Below are 22738 nucleotides of genomic sequence, written 5' to 3'. Positions count from 1 at the left end.
GGCTCGTCGGGCATGAGGCGGTTGGGGTTCTCGCCCGGCGAGCTTACCTTCCAGGTGTATCGAGTTGTCGCTGGCGCTGGCACGCTTTAAGTCAAAGGTTTGGCTTCCCGGCGTGCGCTCCAGCTCAAATCGTCAGCACGACCCGTCCGAACGGTCGCTCCTCGATGAGATATCGCAACGCCATGGCCGCATCCTGAAGCGCGAAAGTCCTGGCGACGATCGGCTTGACCTGACCCGATGCGAGCAAGCCTGAGATGACTGACCAGGCCGCTGTCCAGACGGCGGCGCTCTCGGAAAACAGCATGGAGCCCTTGATGCTACCGGCCTTCCAGATGAGATCGGTCACATTGATCGTGGTTTCCCGGCCGCCGGAATAACCAAGCGTCGTCAGCGATCCGCCCGGCGCCAGGACATGCAGCGCCTGGCTCAGGATCTTGCCGCCGACACCATCGATGATGATGTCGGCGCCATGGCCATTCGTGATGCGATTGACGCCGTCGGCCAGACCCTCGATTGTGAGATCTACCACTTCGGAAAAGCCAAGCGCCTTGGCTTCCTTGGCTTTGGCATGGCTGGTGGTCGAAGAGATGCCGTGCTTGGCGCCGAGCGCCCGGGCGAGCTGGGTGGCGGCATTGCCGACCGAACCGCCGATCGCCGGTGCAAGCACTGTCTTTCCAGCCGCGAAGCCGGCATTCATCAGCGCGATATAGGCCGTCAGATAGGCAACCGGCAGGCCCGCGGCGGTGGTGTCGTCGATCATGTCGGGGACACGGAGCAGCAGTTCCTTGGGAACCGCGACATACTCCGAGTAGGTTCCGTTCTCGAAGACGCCGAAGGGGCCGACAAACGCCACCCGCGTGCCGTCGGGAAAGTCGGCGTCACCGCCTTCGATGATGCCGGCGCCTTCATTGCCGAGCACAAGCGGCGCCGTCGATCGGGGAAACTGCCCGCTGAGGATCGTATGATCGAGCGGTGTTACGCCGGCGGCAACCATCCGCACCAGCAGCCGCCCCCCGGATGCAGCCGGTTTGGGGATGTCGACCAGCTTCAGATCGTTATAACCGCGAAAACTGTCTGCTCTCATTGCGCGCATGATTGCTTTTCCTTCCTGTCGGTGGGTGCTGCCGCGGGATCGCGGCCAGCCGTCATTGGTCCGTCTGGCGAGGCCGGGACGGTTCTGCTGATGTGGGCGATTGCCGCTCAGGCTTTCGGATCGATCGCGCGCTCCAGGGCGTCGGCCTGCGGCCCGGTCAGATAAAGGTCACGAAAGCCGTCTCCGACCCGTTCCCACATCAGGCGCGAAAACCGCAGGGCGGCATCGAGCGGGCGGTGGTTGATAAGGATCGAGTCGGTTTCGCCTTTTGCGTTCATGTGCACGAGGACTGAGCATTCGATGGGAATGCCTTGAATCTCGGCGCGGTACGATTCCATGAAGAACGAGGCGCCGAAGTCGCCGCGATAGGTGAAGTCCTGGAAATCGTAGAGCGGCATGGCCTGCTTCAGCAGTGCCATGATGTTTGCTTTGCCCTCAACCGGCCGTTTCAGTACGGTCGCTTCCAGCGTGGCGTCGTCGGCGAGCTTGGCCAGCCACGGCGGCGGACCATCCGGCTTGGGAAGAAGGGGAGCGGTGTCATTGAATTTCATGGTCTTGATCCTGTGAAGGGGAGTCGATACCAATATGACCAGTCATCTTAAGTGGCTGCAAAAAAAGAAACGCCTAGGTGAGCAAGGTGCCAAACGCGACATCCACGAACGCCGTCAGTGCCACGGCATCCTTGTCGACCTTGGCGCGCATCATGGCGCCTTCCCAGGAGTTGAGTAGAAACATGGCGATGGTCCTGGCCTCCATGTCGCGCCGCACGATGCCCTCAACCTGCGCTTCCCGGACACAGGATTCGATGGCACGGCTCCAGGCCGCCAGAAGCACGGCCAACCGCTCGCGAACCGCGCGGCTCTGGTCCGGCATTTCAGCGCTCATGTTGCCGATCATGCAGCCGGTCCGGTACTCCGCCTGGCAGGCGACGTCGTTGAGGTATTGGAAATAGCGCTTCAGCCTGACGACAGCTGATATCTTCTCGTCGCCGAGCACAGCCAGTCCGTTGAGCACCTTTTGCCAATAACGGTCCAGCGCTTCGACGGCCAGCGTCTCCTTGCTGTCGAAATGATTGTAGAATGACCCCTTCGGCACGTGCGCTGCTTCGGTGATGTCCTGCACGCTGGTGCCATTGAAACCCTTTTGGTGCAGGGTTTCCACGGCTGCCGCGATGATCTGTTCCTTGGTGCTTGCTCTTGCCATGCGGGTAATATGACCGGTCGTCTTAAAAAGGTCAATGCCGATTTTCAACAACAGTGCGAGGGTGACCCTGAACGGATTTCGGATCGCCGAGGACCAGCCTGTCTTCCGCGGCGTTTATGCGCGGCGGTAGCCAGCGAGCTGGGCGTCGTCGACATCGGGCAGATTGATCACGATGTTTTCCGGGGTGCGGCAGGCCAGCCACCACAATTCTTCCATCGTGCTCATATTGGCTTCGAGATGCGGCAGGAATGGCGGCACGAACATGAAGTCGCCGGCTGAGAGTTCGACGAACTCCTGGTAGTCCTTGCCGAAATAGATGCGGGCGTTGCCCGAAAGCAGATAGGCGCCGGTTTCCGCCTCGCCATGGTGGTGCGGCAGCGATCTGAAGCCGGGCGCATTGCTGGCCTTGCCGAACCATAGCCTGGTCGCCGAGGTGTGTTGCGGCCCGACGCCGGTCACTAGGGCCATGCCGCCCGACTGGCTGGTCTTGTTGCTCTCCTGGCCTTTCCGGGTGATCACCGGCCTGTCGTTTGCTGCCATTCGAAGCGCCCCCGTTGCGGCTTCAGACTTGCACCAGAAAACTGTCGCGGCAAGGCCCGCGGCGGGACCGGCGCAAGGCGGCCATGCCACTATCGATACTGCTTTACGAGAGGGATGGTCGGAGTGGAGAGATTCGAACTCCCGACCCTCTGGTCCCAAACCAGATGCGCTACCAGCCTGCGCTACACTCCGAACGGTCTGTTGCCTATTCATTTCGGTGTTACATGGCAAGTGCAAAAACCTTGCCGCGGTCCGCATTGCGCAGTAATGACGGGCAAAGGGTGGCGGTGCTGCCTTGCACAACAATGAGGTGGCCATGTCCGCGCGCATTTTCAGCCCAGCCAAAACCGCTATGCAGTCCGGCAAGGCCAAGACCGGCCACTGGGTGCTGGAGTTCGACCCCGAGATGCGCAAGAAGATCGATCCCTTGATGGGCTATACGACGTCGGGAGATATGAGAAGCCAGATCAGGCTGACCTTCGACACGCGGGAAGAGGCAGTGGCCTATGCCGAAAAGGAAGGGCTTGCCTTCCGCGTCGAGGAGCCGAAAGAGACCAAGCGTCGCCAGATTTCCTATGCGGAGAATTTCCGCTATGACCGCAGGACGCCCTGGACGCATTGAACGGCGGCCAGCGCCAGATATCCAGCCGGCCCCTCTGGCCGGCCAGCGGTCCCGTAGCTCAGCTGGATAGAGCACCGGCCTTCTAAGCCGATGGTCACAGGTTCGAATCCTGTCGGGATCGCCAATAAATCACTGATTTTACTAGACTATTTCATTTCGTGTTGAAGGCGCCAAGTTGCCGCTGTCGTGTCGGCGCAATCGGTCTGACCCGCAAGAAATGGCCGGCGGGAACCTGACGCCTGTCAGCGCGTTGCTTCGCATGCTCAAGAAGATCGCCTTCGCTGCCGTGCTGTTCCAGGTTGCCGTTTTCTCGGCTCTGATAACGCAGACGGTTCTTTTCGCATCCACTGCGATTCAAGCGGCCGACGTGCAGCACAGCGATCCCGTTGCGATCGCCGACAAGGAATGCGCTGCCGCGTCGTGGCCGAACATTCCGGGTCGATGCCTGGAGCGGGTTGAGGCGCGGAACTCTATTGCGAAGATAGTGCTGATGGCCGGGCATCAGGACTAAGCACCGTGGGGCGATCCGGAATTATTTCGTGATACGCCAACAAGGTTGGAACCTTAGCGCACACCAAAGCGTTCGGGGCCTTGTATTCGCGGTATCTCATAAAAGGGCAACGTGCGGACCGGCGAATGGGCGGGGCAAAACAAGCACGGGTTGGGGGAGGAGAAGCCAGGCCATGTCGAAACGTGAAATTGGAACGTCCCCTGCCTTGGGGAGGCGTATTGCTGAACTCAAGGCCAGAATGCAGGATGCCGAAATTTCCGATTATGAAATGAAGACCTTCCACAAGGTCGCCGCTATCATGGGGGCAGGCGACGGGTCCCTAGGACTGGATGCCGACGACCTGATCGCGGCATCCTTCGTCGTTGAGGCGGGCGAACGGATGCCCAACCGCTGACGTTCGGGATTTAATCGCATCCACGCGAAATTCAGTGAATGAATTGCTTTCATTGCCGGAGCACGGCCGTCCATCGGGCGAGCGTGCTTCGGCTCCCGCTCATCTGATCTCGAATTGAAAGCAAAGTCTTATCATTTTGTTTGCGTTGGCACGTCATAGTAGAGGCGGCTAACGGAGTGGAATGGGATGAAGCTCGACCTGTCACCGACCAGTTGGGGCAGGGTGATCGCTGTCACCGCCGCCGGTACGGCATTCTTCATTGCCGTGGCGTTTTTCGTCGATTCGTTCAATTTCCCCTATCTCTCGCCCGAGGCCGTCTGGCGCGCGCAAATGACGGACCTGCTGCTTCCGCTGGTGCTGGGCGGGTCGTTTCTGTTTTTTCTGATGTGGAAGATCCGCCAGCTGGCCATAGCCCAGCGCGACCTCAGCATCGTTGCCGCGACCGATAGTCTGACGGCAGTGCTGAACCGCGGCGCCTTCTCGATGCTCGTCGAGGCCTATCTCGAACAGACCCGCAAGCAGGAGCAGACCCGTTCCGGCGCACTGCTGATCATCGACGCCGACCACTTCAAGTCGATCAACGACCGCCTCGGCCATGACTGCGGCGACCAGGCGCTCAAGCTGATCGCGCAGGCGATCAAGGGACAGCTGCGCGGCGGCGATATCGTCGGCCGCATCGGCGGCGAAGAGTTTGGTGTGTTTCTTCCCGGTGTCGACCCCTCGCAATCCTGGCTGGTTGCCGAAGGCATCCGCCGGCGCATTCGCGAAATGGACTTTTCGCCCGGCGGCCGCGCCTGTCCGCTTTCCGTCAGCATCGGCGGCACCAGCTTCAGTGGCCCGACGACTTACGAGGCGATATTCTCCGCCGCCGACAGACGGCTCTATGCCGCCAAGTCGAATGGACGCGATCAGGTCAGTTTCGACCCCGCGGAAGCCTCCCTGGTGTCTCAGCCCAGCGTCGCCACGGTGCATTGACCGCAGCCTTGCTGTGCGTGAAGGCTGACGTCGACCGCTTTCCTTGACGCGTTCTTGTCGGTGTGCTTCCTCCGGCTCAGGTGATGTATGGGGCATCGCCACGGACATTCCTGCTTTCTTTCCCGATCATCAGGCCGCCGGTGCAGCCACGACCTTTTCGGTGCCGGCGAACGAATGGCGGGACGGCCCCGGGCAAGGTCAGGCAAGTGCGGCGATCATGATCCATCTGTTCAACGGCTTTCAGAACCCGTTTGGCGGCAGTGAACGCGAAACCCTGGAGCTGTACCGGCTGCTGGGCGCCGACGCGCAGGTGCGTCTGTGGGCAACCTCTTCGCGCGTGTCCGACGAGCTGATGCGGCAATTTCCGGTTCACCGCGTCTCGCCGGTAACGCGCGATGTGCCGGACGGCGGCACCTATGTCTTCCTCGGCGCACATTGGCGCAACAAAATCTGGCCTTACCTGATCCGGCGGCCACGCCGGCTGATCTATGTCTTCAACACCTTTCACCCGAAGATCATCGCGCTGACGACCAGCATGCCACGCCTGCTGGGCTGGCCGGACGCCGAGCTGGTGCTGATCTCCGACTTTCAGAAGCGCATGCTGCAGGTCGAAGGCGTCGTGCATCCGTCGCCGATCGATATCGAGCGTTTCTCACCACGGTTGGCAAGGCCGGATGGTCCGTTCACAGTGGGGCGGCTGAGCCGCGACACGGCGGACAAGCATCATGCCGACGATGTGGCGCTCTATGACGCATTGCTGGCCGATGGCGTCGCGGTGCGGATCCAGGGCGGCATGCCGCTCAAGGACAGGCTCGTGCCACATCCGCAACTCGAACTCCTGCCGCAGGGCCAGTTTGCCGCCGAACAGTTCCTGCCGACGCTCGACGTATTCTACTATCGCACCGGCTCGCATGTGGAGACATTCGGCCGCGTGGTGTTCGAGGCGATGGCGTGCGGTTTGCCCGTGGTCTGCCATTCGCATGGCGGCTACGCCGACCATATCAGCCATGGCGAAAACGGTTTTCTGTTCGAGACGACGCAACAGGCGGCGCGGATCCTGGCCGAGCTCAAAGCCGATCCGGCGCTGCGGGCTGACGTGGGCCACAAGGCGCGGCAGACCGTCGAGCAGCTGTTTTCGCCGCAGGCATTGCGGCAGCTGCTGGATTTCTATCGGCGTTAGCGATACCGCCTCGGAACGACAGCGTGCCCAACCCGTTTGTCATCAATCTCGACATCGCGCTAAAGCTGGCATGCTAGTGAACCACCGGGCGGACGGCATCGGCGCGCCAACAGATTGAGCAGGATTTCTACTGATGACGTTGATGGGCGCGGCGGCACTGCTGATCCTGGTCCTGACCTATGCCGGCGTCGCTATTGGCCGCATCCCTGGCCTGCGTCTCGACCGGGCGGGGATTGCGCTGCTTGGCGGCGCCGCGATGATCGCCATTGGCGCGATCGGCATGGAGGATGCCTACCGCGCGATCAATTTCGACACCATCACGCTTCTGCTCGGCATGATGATCGTGGTCGCGCATCTGAAGGTCTCCGGCGCCTTTCGTGGCCTTGGCGCCATCGCCATCGAACATGCGCATGCGCCGTTCATGCTGCTGGTGATGGTAACGCTGCTCACCAGCGTGCTGTCGGCCTTCCTGGTCAATGACGCCATCTGCCTGGTCATGGCGCCGATCGTCGTCCACGTCACTCGCGTCATCAACCGCAATCCGGTTCCCTATCTGATCGCCACCGCCACCGCGTCGAACTGCGGCAGCGTCGCCACCATCACCGGCAATCCGCAGAACATGGTCATCGGCGCGCTGTCGGGCATTTCCTATCCCGCCTTTTCGGCGGCGCTGGCGCCGGTCGCGCTGTTCGGCCTGGTCGCGGTCATCGTCATCGTGCGCATCGTCTATCGCGCCGAATTCACACGCACTGCCGAATTGACGCCGCATGTCTCGCGCGGCCGCATGCATCGCGGGCAGGTGTTGAAGGCCGTGATCGTCTGCATCGGGCTGGCCGTCGCCTTCTTCGCCGGCGTTCCCGTTGCCAAGGCAGCATTGATCGGCGGCGCCATTCTCCTGCTCACCCGCGCCATCAAGCCGGAACGCATCTACCGTGAGATCGATGGACCGCTGCTGTTCATGTTCGCCGGTCTGTTCGTGGTGGTTGCCGGCGCCGAAAGGACGCTGCTGACGCCAGACATCATCGCCTCGGCCAAGAATCTCGGCCTGGACGACGTCTGGCGTTTGTCCGGGTTCACGGCGGTGCTCTCCAACATCATGAGCAATGTGCCGGCCGTGCTGGCGCTGCGGCCGTTCATACCCGGGCTGGAAAACCCCGAACGCGCCTGGCTCGTGGTGGCGATGAGCTCGACGCTCGCCGGTAATTTCACGCTGCTCGGCTCGGTCGCCAATCTGATCGTCGCCGAGCAGTCCAAGGCCGCCGGCACACCACTGTCTTTCGGTGCCTTCTTCAAGGTCGGCTTGCCGCTGACGCTGATAACGCTCGTCGCCGGCACGGCATGGCTGGCCTTCGGATTCTAGCGGGAGTGGCAAAGCGGTGACGAATACGAATCAAGTCGAAAGCGGCGATCTGATCCGCCGTGCGGTGGCTGCTTTCAATTCCGGCAATCACGGCCAGGCAATGCAGCTGTGCGAGTTAGGCCTGAAGCAACATCCGGACGATCCGGCGCTTTGCCATCTTCTGGCGGCGGTCCTGTTCGTCAGGGCGGATTTGTCGGGGGCTCGCACGCGCATCGAGACGAGTCTGGCCGCTCGTGCGGATAATGTGCCCGCCTTGATTCTCGCATGCAGGATTGCCCGGGCCGACGGCCGGTTCGAAGCAGCGCTGCAACAGCTGGATCGCGCGGCAACGCTGTCATCACAGGTGGAAATACTGATCGAGCGGGCACGTACCCTCGATCAGGCAGGGAATGCTTTGGCCGCGCGCGAATGGTGGACACTTGTCTTGCAACGGGATCCGAAATCCGAGGAGGCTGCGGCGCGCCTCGGACGCCTTGCCTGGCAACGCGGTGCGTCTGTTGAGGCAGAGGGCTTCCTCGAACGCGCCGTCGCCGGCGGCGGGCATCCGGCCGCCTGGTTTGACCTCGGACTGGTGCGTCAGGACATGCGCAAGTTCGGCAGCGCCGCCGAAGCCTATCGACGGGTGCTGGAGATGAGCCCGGACGCGCCGGAGGCTGCCGTCAATCTCGGCGTTGTCTTGCAGGAAACTGGTGATCTCGACGGGGCAATGCTGGCGTATTCAACGGCCTATCGTCTGCGTCCATCCACGTTCGGCGTTATCGCCATGGCGCTTACATCGGCGCCGAGCGGCAGGCTGTGGCTCGATGAGGATGCGCTGCGTCGCTCACTCGCCGGTGGCGCGCCTCCGCCTGGCGCGAAACCGCTTGCGGTAGACGCCGGGCGTTGACAGGACATCCGCGACCGTCTGCGCATAGGATGCCTGCCGCTTCTCGTCGAACACCTCGTATTCCAGCTGCGGCGCGGCGCGCGGAACCGCAAAGCACTGTGCGACGGGAGTTCCTTTCCGGAGTACGCCGGAGAATTCGGGCTCCGTCCAGATCGCCGGGAAATTGATGCCGCCGTCGCTGAATCGGTCGGAATCCACCAGGCCCGTCACCAGCCTGAAGGGAAGATCCTGGCGATTGACAGGATGTGTCGCGAACAATGACCAGCCATCCTCGACCTCGATGGTCCAGAAGCTGTTAAATTTGAGGGCGGCTTGGCTGGGCGTGGCAAACGGGCTTCCGGCGAGCTGCCCCGGCGTGTGAAAGCTCAGCGGCGCTCTGGGATGGTTCTCTGTGGCCGGTTCTGGAATTTGCCAGTCCCAGGAAAAAGTGCCTTTGTCGACGACGACGTCGCATGGCAGCAAGACCATGAAGCCATAGGTCATCGCGTCGACCACCGGTGGGCACTGCTTGAGCGTGCGAATGTCGCGGCCATGGATCGCAGAGTAGGCTGTGGCGGGCATTGCACGCAGCCAATCCGGCAGAGCGCTGCGCGCCAGGATCGGGCGTGGCAAATGCTCAACCAACATTGGATCACATCGGAAAATGACACGCATCGCCGCCTCCTGGCACCTGCGATACCATGCTTGCCGGCCACGCTCCAAGCGCGCGGTTGGTCAGTCCTTGTTACGGCATCTCGCCCCAACAAGCGTGGCAGCGGCTCGTCCTGCTGCTTCGATGTAGTCGGGGTTGCGATGGATCAGCATGATCGAAAAGCAGCCGTCTATCAGCAGCACGATCTCGCGGGCCAAGGCTTGCGGCTCCTCAATGTCATGCCCGGACAATTCGCCAGCCAGCCATGTCTCAAAATTTGACTTGTGGCGCGAGCCGACCTTGACCGCCGGATGTCCAGGCATTGAGGCAAGTTCCGCGGCCGTGCGCAGAAAGCCGCATCCCTTCCATTTCGGATGGCGCGCAACCCGCGCCAGATTGCTGAAGATCGCCTCGACCCTGCGGTCCACGTCACCTTCCGCCGCGTCGAACCAGCCGGCCATCTGCTGCAGGTTGGGCTGGTCGCGGCCATCGAGATAGGCGGCGACGAGGTCATCCTTGCTCTTGAAATGGTAATAGAGCGTGCGCTTGGTGAGGCCTGCCTTTTCGGCAATGGCATCGACGCTGACGCGGCCGATTCCCTCGGCATAGAACAGCTTCGTCGCGGCATCGACGATGCGTTTACGGGTCGGGATGACGGGTTCAGACATGAAGCATGTATACCGACTAGTAAATATACACGCAATCGAAAGCATGATCCCCTTTCCGTCGTATCTGGAAAGGAAGAACAATGGCTGATCTTGTCCTGAACGAGACCCGCGACCGGGTCACCGTCCTCACCCTCAACCGCCCGGAAAAGCTCAACGCGCTGAACTATGCCCTGATTGATCGCCTGCTCGCGATCCTCGACACGATAGAGACCGACGATGCGGTGCGCGCCGTCATCCTGACCGGGGCCGGGGAACGCGCCTTTTCCGCCGGCGGTGATATCAATGAATTCTCATTGAGCGTCGCCGCAGGCACGGATGTGGCGCTGCGCAACTTCGTCATGCGCGGGCAGCGACTGACGGCGCGGCTGGAGGCCTTCCGCAAGCCGATCATCGCCGCGGTCAACGGAATTGCCTTCGGCGGCGGCTGCGAAATCACCGAGGCCGTGCCGCTGGCCATCGCCAGCGACCGCGCCCTGTTCGCCAAGCCGGAGATCAACCTTGCAATGCCGCCGACCTTTGGCGGCACGCAGCGCCTGCCGCGGCTTGCCGGGCGCAAGCGCGCGCTGGAACTGCTTCTGACGGGTGAGTCCTTTTCGGCTGAACGAGCGGCCGAGCTCGGCCTCGTCAACAAAATCGTACCGTATGCCGAACTGATGCCGGCGGCGCACGATCTTGCCCGCCGCATCATCACGCATTCGCCGGCTGCCCTCGCCAGCATCCTCACCGCGGTGGCGCGCGGTATCAACCTCAGCATCGCCGAAGGGCTGCTGGTCGAGGCTGAGCAGTTCGCCCGCATGGCCCCGACCGCCGATCTCAGGGAAGGGCTCGGCGCCTGGATCGAGCGGCGCAAGCCCAGCTATGACGGCTCCTGGACGCACATCGCAAGGCCGGACGAGGCAAGGCGCGCCTCGCTGCGGCTCGACCAGGCGGCGGGTCTGGGCAAAGCGTCGAGGTGACGCGTCATGCTGGGGGGGCGGGACGTTGCTGCCTGGCCGCCGTCACTTTGCCCTGACGATGAAGCCAAGCTGCCCGAGCACTTTCACCGCGCCGCTCTTGCCGCCCTCGAAGTCGCCCGAGGCCAGTCTCTTGCCCGTGGCGAATTCGTAGGCGGTGCCCAGGATCGCCTTCGGCGGGTAGAGGCGGTCGGCCACTACCAGCTCGTAGGTCGTGGTCGGGGCAAAGCCGTGTTCGGCGAAGAAGCGCTCGGGCCCCAGCCGGTCGTACTCTTCCATCGCGCGCACGACGTGGGCGCGGGTCACTTGGTCCCAGGCAATCATGTTATCCTCCTCAGATCGATTTCACTTCGCCGCCATCCATGCGCAGCGTCGAGCCGGTCATCCAGCGCGCAGCTGATGACACCAGGAAGGCCATCACCTCGGCGATCTCTTCCGGCTCGCCATAGCGGTCGGAGAAGGCTTTCGCCAGTGCCACGATAGCCGCATTGATCGTGCCGACGGCGGCATAGGGTGCCTTCGGAAACAACGCCGAATTGCCAGACATCAACACGACAGCGCCCTTGGCCGCCTTCAGCGCCGGCCAAGCCGCGATGGTGAGCCGGCGCGCGCCGTGCAGTTTCAGCGCCAGGCCGGCGTCCCACTGCTCGTCGCCCATCTCGAACAGGTCGATCTGCGGCACGGCACCGGCAATGTTGAGCAACGCATCGATGCGGCCAAAGGCGGCCAGCGCCTGATCGACCACTGTCTTTGCTGCTTCGGGCCGGGCGAGATCCGCATCGATGACCAGCGCTTTCGCGCCTGCTGCCCTGACGGCCTCGGCTGTCTCTTCGAGCTTTGACCGGCTGCGCGCGACCAGCGCAAGTGCTGAGAAATCGCGCGCCAGCCGGATGGCGGTGGCCTGGCCGATGCCCTGACTGGCGCCGGTGACGATGGCGACGGAGGTCGACATGGCAAGTCTCCTCTTTTCGCGTCAGCGCAGGAAGTCGAGGATCGCCGCGGCGATCTCGTTGGCATGCGTTTCCAGTGCGAAATGGCCGGTGTCGAGGAAACGGACCACCGCGTCCGGCATGTCGCGCTTGAACGCCTCGGCGCCCGGCGGCAGGAAGAACGGGTCGTTCTTGCCCCACACCGCCAGGAACGGTGGCTTGTGGGTGCGGAAATAGGCCTGGAAGGCGGGGTAGAGGGCGACGTTGCTCTTGTAGTCGCCGAACAGGTCGAGCTGCACTTCCTCGGCGTCCGGCCGGCCGAAATAGAAGCTGTCAAGCGAATAGCCGTCGGGCGAGACCAGATCCGCCGGCGCGCCATGCGTATACTGCCAGGCAATCGCGTCCGGCTTGAAGGCGGGGCGCAGCGCCTCGCGGTTGGCCGGCGAGGGGTCGCGCCAATAGCCGCGGATCGGGTTCCAGTCCTCGCCGAGACCTTCCTCATAGGCGTTGCCATTCTGCGAGATGATAGCGCTGATGCGCTCGGGGTGCTTCACCGCCAGCCGGAAACCGGTCGGCGCGCCATAGTCGAAGACGTAGAGCGCATAGTGGTCGAAGCCGACCACTTCGGTGAAGCGGTCGATGATCTCGGCAATGTGGTCGAACGTATAGGCAAATTTTTCGCGCGGCGGCGCGTCGGAGCGGCCAAATCCCGGCAGATCGGCGCGACGATATGGAAGCGGTCGGCAAGCAGCGGAATGAGGTCGCGGAACATATGGCTCGAGCTCGGGAAGCCATGCAGCAGGAGCAGCTTTGGCGCGCCTGACGTGCCGGCCTCGCGATAGAAGATGTTGAAGCCATCGACATCGGCGTTGCGATAGGTGGTCATGTTTTTCTCCGTTGCGGTAACCGAAAAATCGGTATTGGGAAGGTTATCGAGACTAAGGGCGGCAAGCTCACCGCAGGGACTAAGCCACTCACAAACTGACATCGTTCGAGGGCATCGCGGCGTTTCCTTCGGGGTCAAGTTGATTGGTAACCTGTTAAAACTATGAAAGAGGGTTACGAGATACGAACGTAACTTGTCAATCGGCCTCGAAGGGGTTATCACTGATTTGTGTTTAGGGCGCTCGGCGCGGCCGATGCGCGATTGGAGCTATGATGACCCCTGCGATCTTTGTCGGTGACGCGCTTGGCCTGGATTTCCTCAATTCGATCGCGACGCCGCTCGATACCCCTGTCGATTGGATCAAGGACGGTGAAGGATTGCTGGATTGGGTCGAGCAGGCGCGGCTGGTGCCGCCCGAAGCGCTCGACAGCGTTCGCACGCACGCCCTGCCGGGCGAACTCGACAAGGTGGCCGATCAGGCAAGGCATCTCAGGGAGTGGTTCCGGGGGTTCGTCCGCGAGCATAAAGGGCGCCCGTTGGCAGCTCAGGATCTTGCGCAATTGGAGCCGCTCAACCGCCTGATCGAACGCGACGAGATCTTTACGCGGATCGCCCCCGTCCTTGCCGGTAAAGAGATGCCGGGCGGCAACGCGATCCCGCTTGAGCTTCAGACGGCTCGCAAGTGGCGCACGCCCGAGGCGCTTCTGCTGCCGATCGGAGAGGCGCTGGCGCGGTTCGTCTGCAGCGAGGATTTCTCACATGTGAAGGCCTGCGAGGGTCCGGCTTGCACGCTGCTGTTCGCCGACCACACGCGCGGCCACCGGCGCCGCTGGTGCAGCATGGCGCAGTGCGGCAACCGGGCAAAGCAGGCCGCCCACCGCCACCGCGTCAAGGCGCATCAGGACTAGAGCTGCGACGGCTCGTGGACACATATCACGCCGCCTGACGTGGCCGGAAGAACCCTCCGTTCTCCAAACAGGCGTGGCCCAATAGGCTTAATTTTCCTAAGCCTAGGCGCTAGAACTACTCGTTTGCGCCCAGCCGATCACGAGCGTCATCCTCATCGCTATCCACAGCCGGCTTGTCGGCGAAGGCAATGGAGGCATCGTTGGTCGCTCTCGCTCGCAGGTCCTGGGTCCCCTCACATTGCGACATGTTCGCCCAGCAACTGGCGCAGGAAACCAGTCGTCAGACGACCGGTGCCGTCATGGCAGCAATCGCTGGAAGTATTGAGCTCAACCGCTCGATCCACGAGAGCGATTGCATCAACCTCAACCCGGCGACCAATGTCATGAACCCGAAGGCCGAGGCGGCGCTCGCCTCGGGCCTGGGATCGCGCCCATCGCTTGGCTATCCCGGCGACAAGTATGAAATGGGCTTGGAAGGTGTCGAGCGGATCGAAGTCATCGCTGCGGAACTCGCGGCTGAAGTGTTCGGTGCCAGCCATGCCGAGATCCGGGTGCCCTCCGGCGCGATCGCCAATCTCTACGCCTTCATGGTCGCGGCCCGGCCGGGCGACAGCATCATTGTCCCTTCGCCGGCGATTGGCGGCCATGTCACCCACCACATGGCCGGTTGCGCCGGCCTTTACGGCCTCGATATTCACACGGCTCCGGTTGATGCCGACGGCTACACCGTCGATGTCGGAAAACTGCGCGACCTGGCCAGATCGATAGGACCGAAGATGATTACGATCGGCAGCAGCCTCAACCTGCTGCCGCATCCTATCCGCGAAATCAGGGCGATCGCCGACGAGGTCGGTGCATTGGTTCTCTTCGATGCCGCGCATCTGTGCGGCATGATTGCCGGGCGTGCCTGGCAGCAGCCTCTGCAGGAGGGGGCTCATCTGATGACGATGAGCACCTACAAGAGCCTTGGCGGTCCGGCGTCGGGGCTGATCGTCACCAACGATGCCGCGATCGCCGAAAAGCTCGACAGGATCGCATTTCCGGGCATGACGGCCAATTTCGATGCCGCCAAGTCGGCGGCTCTGGCGATCACCTTGCTCGACTGGAAGGACCACGGCAAGGCGTACGCCGCAATGTTGGCACGAACCGCGAAGGCGCTTGCCCAAAGCCTCGCCGATCACGGTCTGCCGGTCTTTTCGACGAGCAAGGGCTACACGACGTCGCACCAGTTCGCCATCGAGGCGGCCGAGTTCGGCGGCGGTCAGGCCGCTGCAAGAAAGCTGCGGCTGGCCAACATCCTGAGCTGCGGCATCGGCCTGCCCATCGATGCGGTTGAAGGCGATATGAATGGGCTGCGCCTGGGCACGCCCGAGATCGTCCGTTGGGGCATGACCGAAGACGACATGCCGGAACTTGCGGCCCTTATTGCCAGAGGGCTGCGCGGCAACGATCCCAGCGAACAGATCGCTGCGGATGTCACGGCATTCCGGCGTCGGTTCAACAAACTTCATTTTGTGAACTGACGGCCTGAACCCGCGGGCAAATGCCCGCCACTCTAAAAACAGGGGAATGAAATGCGCATGATCGTGCAGATGATGACTGCTGCCCTTATGACTGCCGCTGTCGGCGTTGCGAGGGCGGATATCGTGCTCGGTGTCGCGGGGCCGATGTCGGGGCCAAACGCTGCCTATGGAGACCAGTACCGCGTCGGTGTCGAAACCGCGGTCGAACGCATCAACGCCAATGGCGGGGTACTCGGACAAAAGCTTGTCGTGTCGGTTGGTGACGATGTCTCCGACCCGAAGCAGGGCGTTTCGGTCGCGAACAAATTTGTCGCCGATGGCATCCACTATGTCGTCGGGCACTACAATTCCGGTGTCACCATTCCGGCCTCCGAAGTCTATTCGGAAAATGGCGTCCTGTTCGTGACGCCGACCGCCACCAATCCGACGGTTACCGAGCGTGGTCTGTGGAATGCCTTCAGGGCATGCGGCCGCGACGATCAGCAGGGCTCGATCGCCGCCAAATTCATTCTCGGCCGTTTCAAGGACAAGAAGATCGCCATCGTCGACGACAAGTCGACGGCGGGCAAAGGCCTCGCCGATGAAATGGCCAAGGCCTACAATGCCGGTGGCGGTAAGGAAGTCCTCCACGAGGAGGTTAACCCGGGCGAGAAGGACTACAGCCCGCTGGTGACCAAGATCAAGCAATCGGGTGCCGATCTCGTCTATTATGGCGGCCAGCACACGGAGGCCGGTCTCATCGTCCGTCAGATGCACGATCAGGGCGTCGCCGCGATCCTGATGGGCGGCGACGGCATCAGCAACAGCGAATTCGGCGCCATAGCCGGTGACGGTGCTGCTGGAACCCTGATGACGTCATTCCCCGATCCGGCGACATTCGTAGAAGCCAAGGACGCCGTCGCCGATCTGAAGGCCAAGAACGTGCCGACCGAAGCGGTGACCCTTTACGCTTACGCGGCAACGCAGATTCTTGCCGAGGCCATCGCCAAGGCCAAGGCCGATGATCCGAGGGCCGCTGCCGACTACCTCCATTCCGGTGCCGCCATCTCGACGGTCCTCGGTTCGATCTCCTACGACGACAAGGGGGATATCAAAGCAGCCGGGCTTCGTCGTATTTGAATGGCAGAAGGTCGACGGCAAGCTGATCCCCGTCGCCCTCAAATAGAAACATCGCGTCGGCGGCCGGGCACTTGCCGCCGACGTCGCCCTGGAATGCTGGATGGCTGTCAATCCGCCGCGACCTCGAATGCCGCCCCTCAACACCTTGCGGGCCTTTGAGGCCGCTGCCCGGCATGAGAGCTTCGCCAAGGCCGCGGATGAACTCGGTGTCACGCCCGCGGCCGTGTCGCATCAGGTCAAATCCCTCGAAGCGTGGCTTGGCTCGCAGCTTTTTGTCCGGCATGCGCAAGGGCTGCATCTAACGGAAGCGGGGCGCGCGGCCGTTCCAGTCTTCTCCACCGCGTTCGACGCTTTGGGCCTTGCCGTTCAGGAACTGCGCATTTGGGCGCCGAAATCGCAAGTGAGTATCGCTGCGCTGCCGTCCATTGCCCAACTGTGGCTAGCCCCGCGCCTGCCGGCTCTGCGCGCTGCCTTGCCGACTCTTCGTCCATCCATACACGCGCTCGAGGAGCCGCCGGATTTCAGGCGAGAGCCATTCGACCTCGCCATCTTCCTGACAAGGCAAAGAGCCGGCGGCAGCCGTTCGTTCAAGCTTTGCGACGATGTCCTGTTTCCGGTCTGTACCCCCGGCTTGGCCGCACAGCTGAAAACGCCCGCGGATCTCGCCTCGCAGCTCTTGTTGTGGGACACCACCTGGACCGGTGATTGGAACCTTTGGTTCGACAGTGTCGGCATGAAAGGCCCATCGATCGATGCCGGATCGGAATTTTCGCTTTATAGCCTTGCACTTCAGGCCGCCGTCGATGGCGCCGGCGTGCTGATGGGGCATGAGGTGTTGGTCTCTCGCGCCCTGGCGTCCGGCGCGCTCGTGGCGCCGTTTTCCCAGCGTGTCCCGAGTGGCCTCAGCCTCGAAGTGCTGGCTCCGGACCGGCCACCTGCCCAAGCAGCGCAAATGATCGAATGGCTGCTTTCGCAAGCAGAGTTGACCAGCTCGAGCGAAAAGGCGTGATTGAACGCAAAGGCCCGTCGGTCACGGATAGCGATCGACGGCGAAGTGGTCTTTTGCCGTCGATCTCTCAGTTTCAGGGCGCCACCACCAAGCGGCCTTTCATGTTGGGGTGGAAGCGGCAGAAGTAGTCGACCGCTCCCGCCGCCTTCAATGTCAGGCTTGCTGATTTCTTCGGCGGGATCATCACCTCCCAGCCGCCCTTCACCGTAGCCGTGTGGGCGAACACGTCCTTGTTCACCCACTCGATCGTGTCGCCGAGCTTTGCCTCGACGGTCGCCGGCGAAAAGACAAGCTTGTCGATAGTGACCTCTATGGTTGCGGCCGCCGCCGCCGGCACAGCCATAAGCGCCAGCGCGGCCAGCCATGACAGGCGGATCAAGGCGCCCGCTTTCATTTCAGCATGCCAGCGACATGTTCGGCGTGCTGCTCATGCCCCTGGAAGATCTTGAGGCCGGTCTCGAGCAGGCTCTTCAGCTCGGCATTGCTGGCCGAAGGGATGAGCAGCGTTTCGAGTGCACCGTTGACCTGCTTGTGGTAGGCCACCTCGTTCTCGATGTAAGCCTTGTCGAAGGCAGCACCTTTCAGCTTGGCGAGCTTTGCGCGTTCTTCTTCCGCCGCCTTGCTGAGCGCCTGGCTGGTGGCGTTGTCCTCGGGCTTCACCTTGAGCTTCTTCACCAGGTCGAGCGCCTGTTTGTTCACCGCCTCATGGTCGCGCTCCATGTCCTTGGCGAAGGCGACGACCTCTTTGTTCTTTGATTTTTTGATCGCCTGCTTGGCCGCCTCGATGTCGAGGACGCCGGCCGTGTAGGCAATATGGGCGATCTGCGGGTCGGTCGGCTTGTCGGCGGCTTGCGCGAACGGGGCAGCGCTGACGAAAAGCAGGGCGGCAAGGGCCGCAGTATATCGAGTGAACATGGCATCCTCCTGCGCCCGGCCGCGCGGAGGCGCCGGGCTTGATTTTTCAGTTGACGCCGATTGGATGCGCAGCCGGGAGAAACGTTCCCGAAAAATCAGAACAGGATCATTCGAAGCCCAGCCGTCCCATCACGGCCTGGGTCAGCCGCTCGCAGCGGCGGCCAGCGAAGGGGAAGGCGTCGAGCAGCACCGGGCCGATCTCGTCGTCCAATGCCTTGCGCAACAGGCTACGCGCCCGGTGCAGCCTTGTCTTGACCGTCTCCGGCCGCACGCCGAGCAAATCGGCGGTTTCCTCCATGCTCAGGCCCTCGATGACGCGGGCCACGAAGACCATGCGGTAGATGTCGGGCAGGCTGTCGGTCGCCCGTTCGACAAGTGCGAGAATCTGCCGCTGCGCCATCGTCCGCTCCGGGTCGTCGCTGGGATTGAGGGGAAAGCGGATGATCCGCGCTTCCGGATTTTCAGGCATCGCCACGGTGCGGCGCCTCTTGCGCAGGCGGCCGAGCGCTTCGTTGATGACGATGCGCGACAGCCAGGTGGCGAGCGAGGAGTCGCCACGAAATGTCGCCAGACTGGCGAAGGCGCGGACATAGGCCTCCTGAACGACGTCCTCGGCTTCTGCGTCATTGCGCAGTATGCCGCGCGCGATGCGGTAGAGCCGCTGGTTGTGCGTCTTGATGATGACGCGGAAGGCGTCCGCCTCGCGTGCCAGCGCGCGGTGCACCAGCAGAAGCTCGGCGGAATGGCTTTCAGCCGCCTCGGGTGTCGTGGCGGGCATTGCGAGCTTGCTCATCGCGACCAGATCTCCCCGAACAGACGCTTGACTGCACGTTGGATGCGCCTGCCGGAAAAAGGTTCCCGGATTTCAGCAACCCGGCTTCGCTATCTTAAGCTGCGGCCAATCCCTTGTCTGTGGTCTGCACGCGTGCGGCCGCCGCCAGAAGGTCGGTCTGCGTGATCAGGCCGAGAATGCGCCGCTCGTCGTCGACGATGACCACGGCATGGCTGCGGCCATCAGTCAAAACCGGAAGCAGGCTCATCGCCGGCGTGTCGGGCGAGGCGATGCCGGCCTTCGACATCACGCTCTTCACCGTATCGATGGCCTTCGTCAGCTCACGCAGGCCGACCGCGCCAACCAGCCGGGCATCCGCGTCAACCACCGGCAAGGTGCGGATGTTGTGATCGAGCAGTTGCTGGCGCGCCTCGTCGGCCGTGGCCTGCTCGGGCACTGAAATCACGTCGCGGGACATGATGTCTTCGCAAAGCAGCGTCCGGTGCGAGCGCACCATGGCCTGCAGTTCGACTTGCCTCAACAGCCGTTCGAGGTCGTTGCGGTCGATGTCGAAGGTCTCATCGAGCGTGGTCAGCGCCGCGTCGATATCCTCGGGCCGGAAGCCGACGCGCTGCTGCGCCGGCGGATCGGCGGTACCGTGGCTATTAGCGGCGGGTGCGGCGACATGCGGATAGTTGCGCCGCGCCAGTCTGTGGAAGAGCAAGCCGAGCGTGACCAGGATGATCGAATTCAGGGCCACCGGCACGAACGGAAACAGGAAGCCCGCGCTGACAACGGCCGGCCCGCCGAGCACCCCCGTCAGCGCCGCCGCGCCGCCCGGCGGATGCAGGCAGCGCGTGAACGACATCGCCGCGATGGCGAGCGCCACCGCAAGGCCCGAGGCAAATACCGGATCATGGACGAAATGCGCCACGGTCACGCCCACTAGCGCCGATATGGAATTGCCGCCGATGATCGACCAGGGTTGCGCCAACGGGCTTGCGGGTACGGCGAACAGAAGCACAGCGGAGGCGCCCATCGGCGCCACCAGCAGCGCCACATGTGGGCCGCCGCCCATCGCCAGCCCGCTGATCACGCCGGTCAGCGCGATGCCGATCGTGGCCCCGATGCAGGCAAGCAGCCGCTCACGCAGCGTCGCGCCGGCAAGGATGGGGACGAAAAGACGAAAGGCCATGGCAAGCTTTTGTGACAAGTGGATTGGTCGGGATGCCGTGCATCACGCAATGCAGCCGAACCCACGGATTTGAAAGTCAAACAAATCCGCAAAGTCGTGGCTCGGCAGAATAATATTGCGCGACGCCCCTCGCTGGGATGCTGCGAGCGGCTCGCACTTTGTCATCAGCGTCAGAGCCTTGCGGCCGTTTGCTGATTCTGTCCGGCAGTTCTGTCCGGCAGTCAGCCCGTATGTGCCGCCGTCAGGCGGCGGCAGCGGCCAGACCCCGCATGATGTCGGCTTTCAGGTCATCAACATCCTCGAGGCCGATCTGCAGGCGGATCAACGGTCCCTCATAGGGGGCTTTTGCAACGACACGGTCGCCAAGCCAGACCGGCACCGCAAGGCTCTCATAGCCGCCCCAGGAATAGCCGAGGCCGAAGATCTGCAACGCGTCGAGGAAGGCGTGCTGCTCCTTCTGGCCGCCGCCGGCAAGCACGATGGAAAAGATGCCGCTCGAACCGCAAAAGTCGCGCTTCCACAAATCGTGGTCCGGGTGGCTGGGAAGGGCAGGGTGGAGCACGCGCGCCACGCCCTTCTGGCCTTCGAGCCAGGACGCGATGGCGAGTGCGCTGCGCTGATGATGCTCCAGCCGCACGCCCATCGTGCGCAGGCCGCGCAGCACCTGGTAGACATCGTCGGGTCCCGCACAGCAGCCAAGCGTGCAAAAACTCTCGTAGAGCTGCTTCCAGTGGCTCTCATTGGCCGAGACGGTGCCAAGCAGCACGTCGGAATGACCGGCCGGATACTTCGTCGCCGCGTGGATGGAGATATCGACGCCGTGGTCGAGCGGCCGGAAATAGAGCGGCGTCGCCCAGGTGTTGTCCATCATGACGATGGCGCCGGCCGCATGCGCCGCCTTGGCGATCGCCGGGATGTCCTGCAGCTCGAACGTGTTGGAGGCCGGTGATTCCGTGAACACCACTTTGGTGTTGGGCTTGATCAGGGCTGCGATATCAGCGCTGATATGCGGATCATAATATTCCACCTCGACGCCGAGCCGCTTCAGCATCGTGTCGGCGAAATTACGGGTCGGATGGTAGACGCTGTCGACGATCAGCAGATGATCGCCGGCCGACACGAAGGCGAGCAGCGGTATGGTCACCGCCGCAAGCCCGGACGGCACCACGATCGTGCCTGCGGATCCTTCCAGCGCGTCAATGGCGTGGGCAAGGGCGTCCGTCGTCGGCGTGCCGCGCGTGCCGTAAGTGTATTTCTGGTTGCGTGCCGCCATCGCGGCGGCATTGCGGAACAGCACGGTCGAGGCATGCACGACAGGCGGATTGACGAAGCCGAAATAGTCGTGCGGGTTGTTGCCCGAATGGGCAAGCCGCGTGTTGATGCCCATTTTGCCGGAAGCCTGCTCGTTGCCGTCCTTAGCCATTCTTCGTCTTCGCCTTGTTTGACAAGGCGCTAGCCATAGTGCGGCGTCAGGGACCGTGCAACAGCCCACCGCCCGCCAGGGGTAGACTTCGAATATGCCAATTCTCTACCCGACCGGCATCGCCGCCAGGTCGTGAAACTGGCCGGCCAGATGCGGCAGTGCGCAGGTGAGCAACCCGACACCTGGCCTCGCCAGCCGCCAAAGGAGGCCTTGTCGGCCGCACCATCGTATCCGCCGAGTGGCCTATTGTAGGCAGCCGCGAACGATATATAATCAAATTATAATATTAATCGCCGGACCGCTTCGATCAGAATGCTGCCGGATGGTTGTCCCCGGTTGACCTCCTGGTCCCTGGATCCGAATATCGCCCTAGCAGGACTTGAGCGCGGCAAGGGGAGGAATGCCATGCCTGACGTCAAATGGACAATGAAGGCGCGCGAATTCACCAATTGCAACTGCGCCTATGGCTGCCCGTGCCAGTTCAACGCCATGCCGACACATGGATTCTGCCAGGCGGTTGCCGGCATGGAAATCGAGAGCGGCCATCACGGCGGCACCAAGCTCGATGGATTGCGGTTCGTCGGGATTTTCCGTTGGCCCGGCGCGATACACCAGGGCAAGGGCGAAGCCGCGGTCGTCATCGACGACAGGGCAACCGAAGCCCAGCGCGGGGCGCTGCTGCGCATATTGAGTGGTCAGGACACCGAACCAGGCGCGACAATATTCCAGGTCTTTTCGACCACGCTGGAGAAATTCCACGATCCGATCTTTGCCGCGATCGATTTCAAGGTCGACGTCGATGCACGAACCGCACGGCTGCACGTCAAGGGCGTAACCGACGGCCATGGCGAGCCGATCAAGAATCCGGTCACCGGCGCTGAGCACCGTGCACGCATCGACCTGCCGCGCGGCTTCGAATACGCGATTGCCGAAGTCGGCCGTGGCTGGACCAAGGCGATGGGTCCGATCAGGTTCGAGCTCGCCGATACGCACAGCCATTTTGCCAATCTGCACCTTACGCAGAGCGGCGTCGTCCATTGACC

The 22738-nt window shown here is 62.6% G+C and carries 25 protein-coding genes, 2 tRNA genes and 3 pseudogenes; 15 read left to right on the top strand and 15 right to left on the bottom strand.

Annotation, left to right across the window (positions count from 1 at the left end; all coding sequences use genetic code 11):
- Positions 1-124 precede the first annotated feature (124 nt).
- The 5 genes from DBIPINDM_RS40340 to DBIPINDM_RS40320 all read right to left on the bottom strand — a co-directional run bounded on the left by DBIPINDM_RS40340 (position 125) and on the right by DBIPINDM_RS40320 (position 3028).
- A complete protein-coding gene (locus DBIPINDM_RS40340) occupies positions 125-1093 on the bottom strand; it encodes a quinone oxidoreductase family protein (protein WP_258584572.1) in 969 nt (322 codons plus the stop codon).
- A 107-nt stretch (positions 1094-1200) separates the two neighbouring features.
- Complete coding sequence (locus DBIPINDM_RS40335) at positions 1201-1644, bottom strand: hypothetical protein (protein ID WP_258584571.1); 444 nt, start codon at positions 1642-1644, stop codon at positions 1201-1203.
- A gap of 73 nt (positions 1645-1717) precedes the next feature.
- Positions 1718-2296 (bottom strand): TetR/AcrR family transcriptional regulator, encoded by a 579-nt coding sequence (locus tag DBIPINDM_RS40330; protein WP_258584570.1) that lies wholly within the window; start codon positions 2294-2296, stop codon positions 1718-1720.
- A 114-nt stretch (positions 2297-2410) separates the two neighbouring features.
- Positions 2411-2836: a cupin domain-containing protein gene (locus tag DBIPINDM_RS40325; RefSeq protein ID WP_258584569.1), complete on the bottom strand. Its 426-nt coding sequence runs from the start codon at positions 2834-2836 to the stop codon at positions 2411-2413.
- A gap of 115 nt (positions 2837-2951) precedes the next feature.
- Positions 2952-3028 (bottom strand) — tRNA-Pro (locus DBIPINDM_RS40320).
- Positions 3029-3152: 124 nt separating this feature from the next.
- Between DBIPINDM_RS40320 and DBIPINDM_RS40315 the strand changes: the two genes are divergently transcribed.
- The 8 genes from DBIPINDM_RS40315 (at position 3153) to DBIPINDM_RS40280 (ending at position 8764) form a co-directional block, all read left to right on the top strand.
- Complete coding sequence (locus DBIPINDM_RS40315; protein WP_015318428.1) at positions 3153-3458, top strand: ETC complex I subunit; 306 nt, start codon at positions 3153-3155, stop codon at positions 3456-3458.
- 47 nt (positions 3459-3505) lie between these two features.
- Positions 3506-3582: transfer RNA gene (locus DBIPINDM_RS40310), tRNA-Arg, on the top strand.
- A gap of 135 nt (positions 3583-3717) precedes the next feature.
- Entirely contained in the window at positions 3718-3969 is a 252-nt protein-coding gene (locus DBIPINDM_RS40305; protein WP_258584568.1) for a hypothetical protein, read from the top strand.
- Positions 3970-4141: 172 nt separating this feature from the next.
- The gene (locus DBIPINDM_RS40300; protein ID WP_258584567.1) at positions 4142-4363 is read left to right on the top strand and encodes a hypothetical protein; all 222 of its coding nucleotides are present in this window, start codon (positions 4142-4144) and stop codon (positions 4361-4363) included.
- 186 nt (positions 4364-4549) lie between these two features.
- The gene (locus DBIPINDM_RS40295; protein ID WP_258584566.1) at positions 4550-5338 is read left to right on the top strand and encodes a GGDEF domain-containing protein; all 789 of its coding nucleotides are present in this window, start codon (positions 4550-4552) and stop codon (positions 5336-5338) included.
- Positions 5339-5498: 160 nt separating this feature from the next.
- On the top strand, positions 5499-6518 hold the full coding sequence (locus tag DBIPINDM_RS40290; protein WP_258584565.1) for a glycosyltransferase family 4 protein: 1020 nt from the start codon (positions 5499-5501) through the stop codon (positions 6516-6518).
- Positions 6519-6651: 133 nt separating this feature from the next.
- Positions 6652-7878, top strand: a complete 1227-nt coding sequence (locus DBIPINDM_RS40285) for an anion transporter (RefSeq protein WP_258584564.1) — start codon at positions 6652-6654, stop codon at positions 7876-7878.
- A 16-nt stretch (positions 7879-7894) separates the two neighbouring features.
- On the top strand, positions 7895-8764 hold the full coding sequence (locus DBIPINDM_RS40280) for a tetratricopeptide repeat protein (protein ID WP_258584563.1): 870 nt from the start codon (positions 7895-7897) through the stop codon (positions 8762-8764).
- Here DBIPINDM_RS40280 and DBIPINDM_RS40275 read toward each other — a convergent pair.
- Both DBIPINDM_RS40275 and DBIPINDM_RS40270 read right to left on the bottom strand, forming a co-directional pair.
- Entirely contained in the window at positions 8702-9259 is a 558-nt protein-coding gene (locus DBIPINDM_RS40275; RefSeq protein WP_258584562.1) for a hypothetical protein, read from the bottom strand. The genes DBIPINDM_RS40280 and DBIPINDM_RS40275 overlap by 63 nt on opposite strands.
- 219 nt (positions 9260-9478) lie before the next feature.
- Positions 9479-10063, bottom strand: coding sequence for a TetR/AcrR family transcriptional regulator (locus tag DBIPINDM_RS40270; protein ID WP_258584561.1), 585 nt, complete (start codon positions 10061-10063; stop codon positions 9479-9481).
- An 80-nt stretch (positions 10064-10143) separates the two neighbouring features.
- On the opposite strand from DBIPINDM_RS40270, the gene DBIPINDM_RS40265 reads away from it, so the two are divergent.
- Complete coding sequence (locus tag DBIPINDM_RS40265; RefSeq protein ID WP_258584560.1) at positions 10144-11019, top strand: crotonase/enoyl-CoA hydratase family protein; 876 nt, start codon at positions 10144-10146, stop codon at positions 11017-11019.
- A gap of 42 nt (positions 11020-11061) precedes the next feature.
- Here DBIPINDM_RS40265 and DBIPINDM_RS40260 read toward each other — a convergent pair whose 3' ends face one another.
- The 3 genes and pseudogenes from DBIPINDM_RS40260 to DBIPINDM_RS40250 all read right to left on the bottom strand — a co-directional run bounded on the left by DBIPINDM_RS40260 (position 11062) and on the right by DBIPINDM_RS40250 (position 12831).
- The gene (locus DBIPINDM_RS40260) at positions 11062-11340 is read right to left on the bottom strand and encodes a hypothetical protein (protein ID WP_258584559.1); all 279 of its coding nucleotides are present in this window, start codon (positions 11338-11340) and stop codon (positions 11062-11064) included.
- A 10-nt stretch (positions 11341-11350) separates the two neighbouring features.
- Positions 11351-11968, bottom strand: coding sequence for an SDR family oxidoreductase (locus tag DBIPINDM_RS40255; protein ID WP_258584558.1), 618 nt, complete (start codon positions 11966-11968; stop codon positions 11351-11353).
- Between the two features lie 21 nt (positions 11969-11989).
- Positions 11990-12831: pseudogene (locus DBIPINDM_RS40250) on the bottom strand (alpha/beta fold hydrolase).
- A 272-nt stretch (positions 12832-13103) separates the two neighbouring features.
- Here DBIPINDM_RS40250 and DBIPINDM_RS40245 point away from each other — a divergent pair.
- The 5 genes and pseudogenes from DBIPINDM_RS40245 to DBIPINDM_RS40225 all read left to right on the top strand — a co-directional run bounded on the left by DBIPINDM_RS40245 (position 13104) and on the right by DBIPINDM_RS40225 (position 17390).
- The gene (locus tag DBIPINDM_RS40245) at positions 13104-13739 is read left to right on the top strand and encodes a CGNR zinc finger domain-containing protein (RefSeq protein WP_416361742.1); all 636 of its coding nucleotides are present in this window, start codon (positions 13104-13106) and stop codon (positions 13737-13739) included.
- A gap of 200 nt (positions 13740-13939) precedes the next feature.
- A complete protein-coding gene (gene glyA, locus DBIPINDM_RS40240) occupies positions 13940-15262 on the top strand; it encodes a serine hydroxymethyltransferase (protein ID WP_258584556.1) in 1323 nt (440 codons plus the stop codon).
- Between the two features lie 57 nt (positions 15263-15319).
- A pseudogene (locus DBIPINDM_RS40235) lies at positions 15320-16427 on the top strand (branched-chain amino acid ABC transporter substrate-binding protein).
- 54 nt (positions 16428-16481) lie between these two features.
- A pseudogene (locus DBIPINDM_RS40230) lies at positions 16482-16637 on the top strand (LysR family transcriptional regulator); the annotation flags it as partial.
- A 144-nt stretch (positions 16638-16781) separates the two neighbouring features.
- Positions 16782-17390: a LysR substrate-binding domain-containing protein gene (locus DBIPINDM_RS40225; protein ID WP_258589460.1), complete on the top strand. Its 609-nt coding sequence runs from the start codon at positions 16782-16784 to the stop codon at positions 17388-17390.
- Between the two features lie 73 nt (positions 17391-17463).
- On the opposite strand, the gene DBIPINDM_RS40220 is transcribed toward DBIPINDM_RS40225, so the two are convergent.
- The 5 genes from DBIPINDM_RS40220 to DBIPINDM_RS40200 all read right to left on the bottom strand — a co-directional run bounded on the left by DBIPINDM_RS40220 (position 17464) and on the right by DBIPINDM_RS40200 (position 21695).
- Positions 17464-17784, bottom strand: a complete 321-nt coding sequence (locus DBIPINDM_RS40220; RefSeq protein WP_258584555.1) for a cupredoxin domain-containing protein — start codon at positions 17782-17784, stop codon at positions 17464-17466.
- Positions 17781-18305, bottom strand: coding sequence for a DUF4142 domain-containing protein (locus DBIPINDM_RS40215; protein ID WP_258584554.1), 525 nt, complete (start codon positions 18303-18305; stop codon positions 17781-17783). Before DBIPINDM_RS40215 ends, DBIPINDM_RS40220 begins: the two co-directional genes overlap by 4 nt.
- 106 nt (positions 18306-18411) lie before the next feature.
- Positions 18412-19083: an RNA polymerase sigma factor gene (locus tag DBIPINDM_RS40210; protein WP_416361805.1), complete on the bottom strand. Its 672-nt coding sequence runs from the start codon at positions 19081-19083 to the stop codon at positions 18412-18414.
- A 109-nt stretch (positions 19084-19192) separates the two neighbouring features.
- On the bottom strand, positions 19193-20272 hold the full coding sequence (locus DBIPINDM_RS40205) for an HPP family protein (protein ID WP_258584552.1): 1080 nt from the start codon (positions 20270-20272) through the stop codon (positions 19193-19195).
- Between the two features lie 241 nt (positions 20273-20513).
- The gene (locus DBIPINDM_RS40200) at positions 20514-21695 is read right to left on the bottom strand and encodes a cystathionine beta-lyase (RefSeq protein WP_258584551.1); all 1182 of its coding nucleotides are present in this window, start codon (positions 21693-21695) and stop codon (positions 20514-20516) included.
- A 405-nt stretch (positions 21696-22100) separates the two neighbouring features.
- Between DBIPINDM_RS40200 and DBIPINDM_RS40195 the strand changes: the two genes are divergently transcribed.
- Positions 22101-22736 carry a DUF1326 domain-containing protein gene (locus DBIPINDM_RS40195; RefSeq protein ID WP_258584550.1) on the top strand — a complete coding sequence of 212 codons (636 nt, stop codon included), beginning with the start codon at positions 22101-22103 and terminating at the stop codon, positions 22734-22736.
- The last annotated feature ends 2 nt before the right edge of the window (positions 22737-22738 follow it).

It is taken from the genome of Mesorhizobium sp. AR02, from assembly GCF_024746835.1.
Lineage (GTDB): Bacteria > Pseudomonadota > Alphaproteobacteria > Rhizobiales > Rhizobiaceae > Mesorhizobium.
The sequence above is the reverse complement of the archived record's forward strand: the minus strand, read 5'-3'. Positions and strand labels throughout refer to the sequence as shown.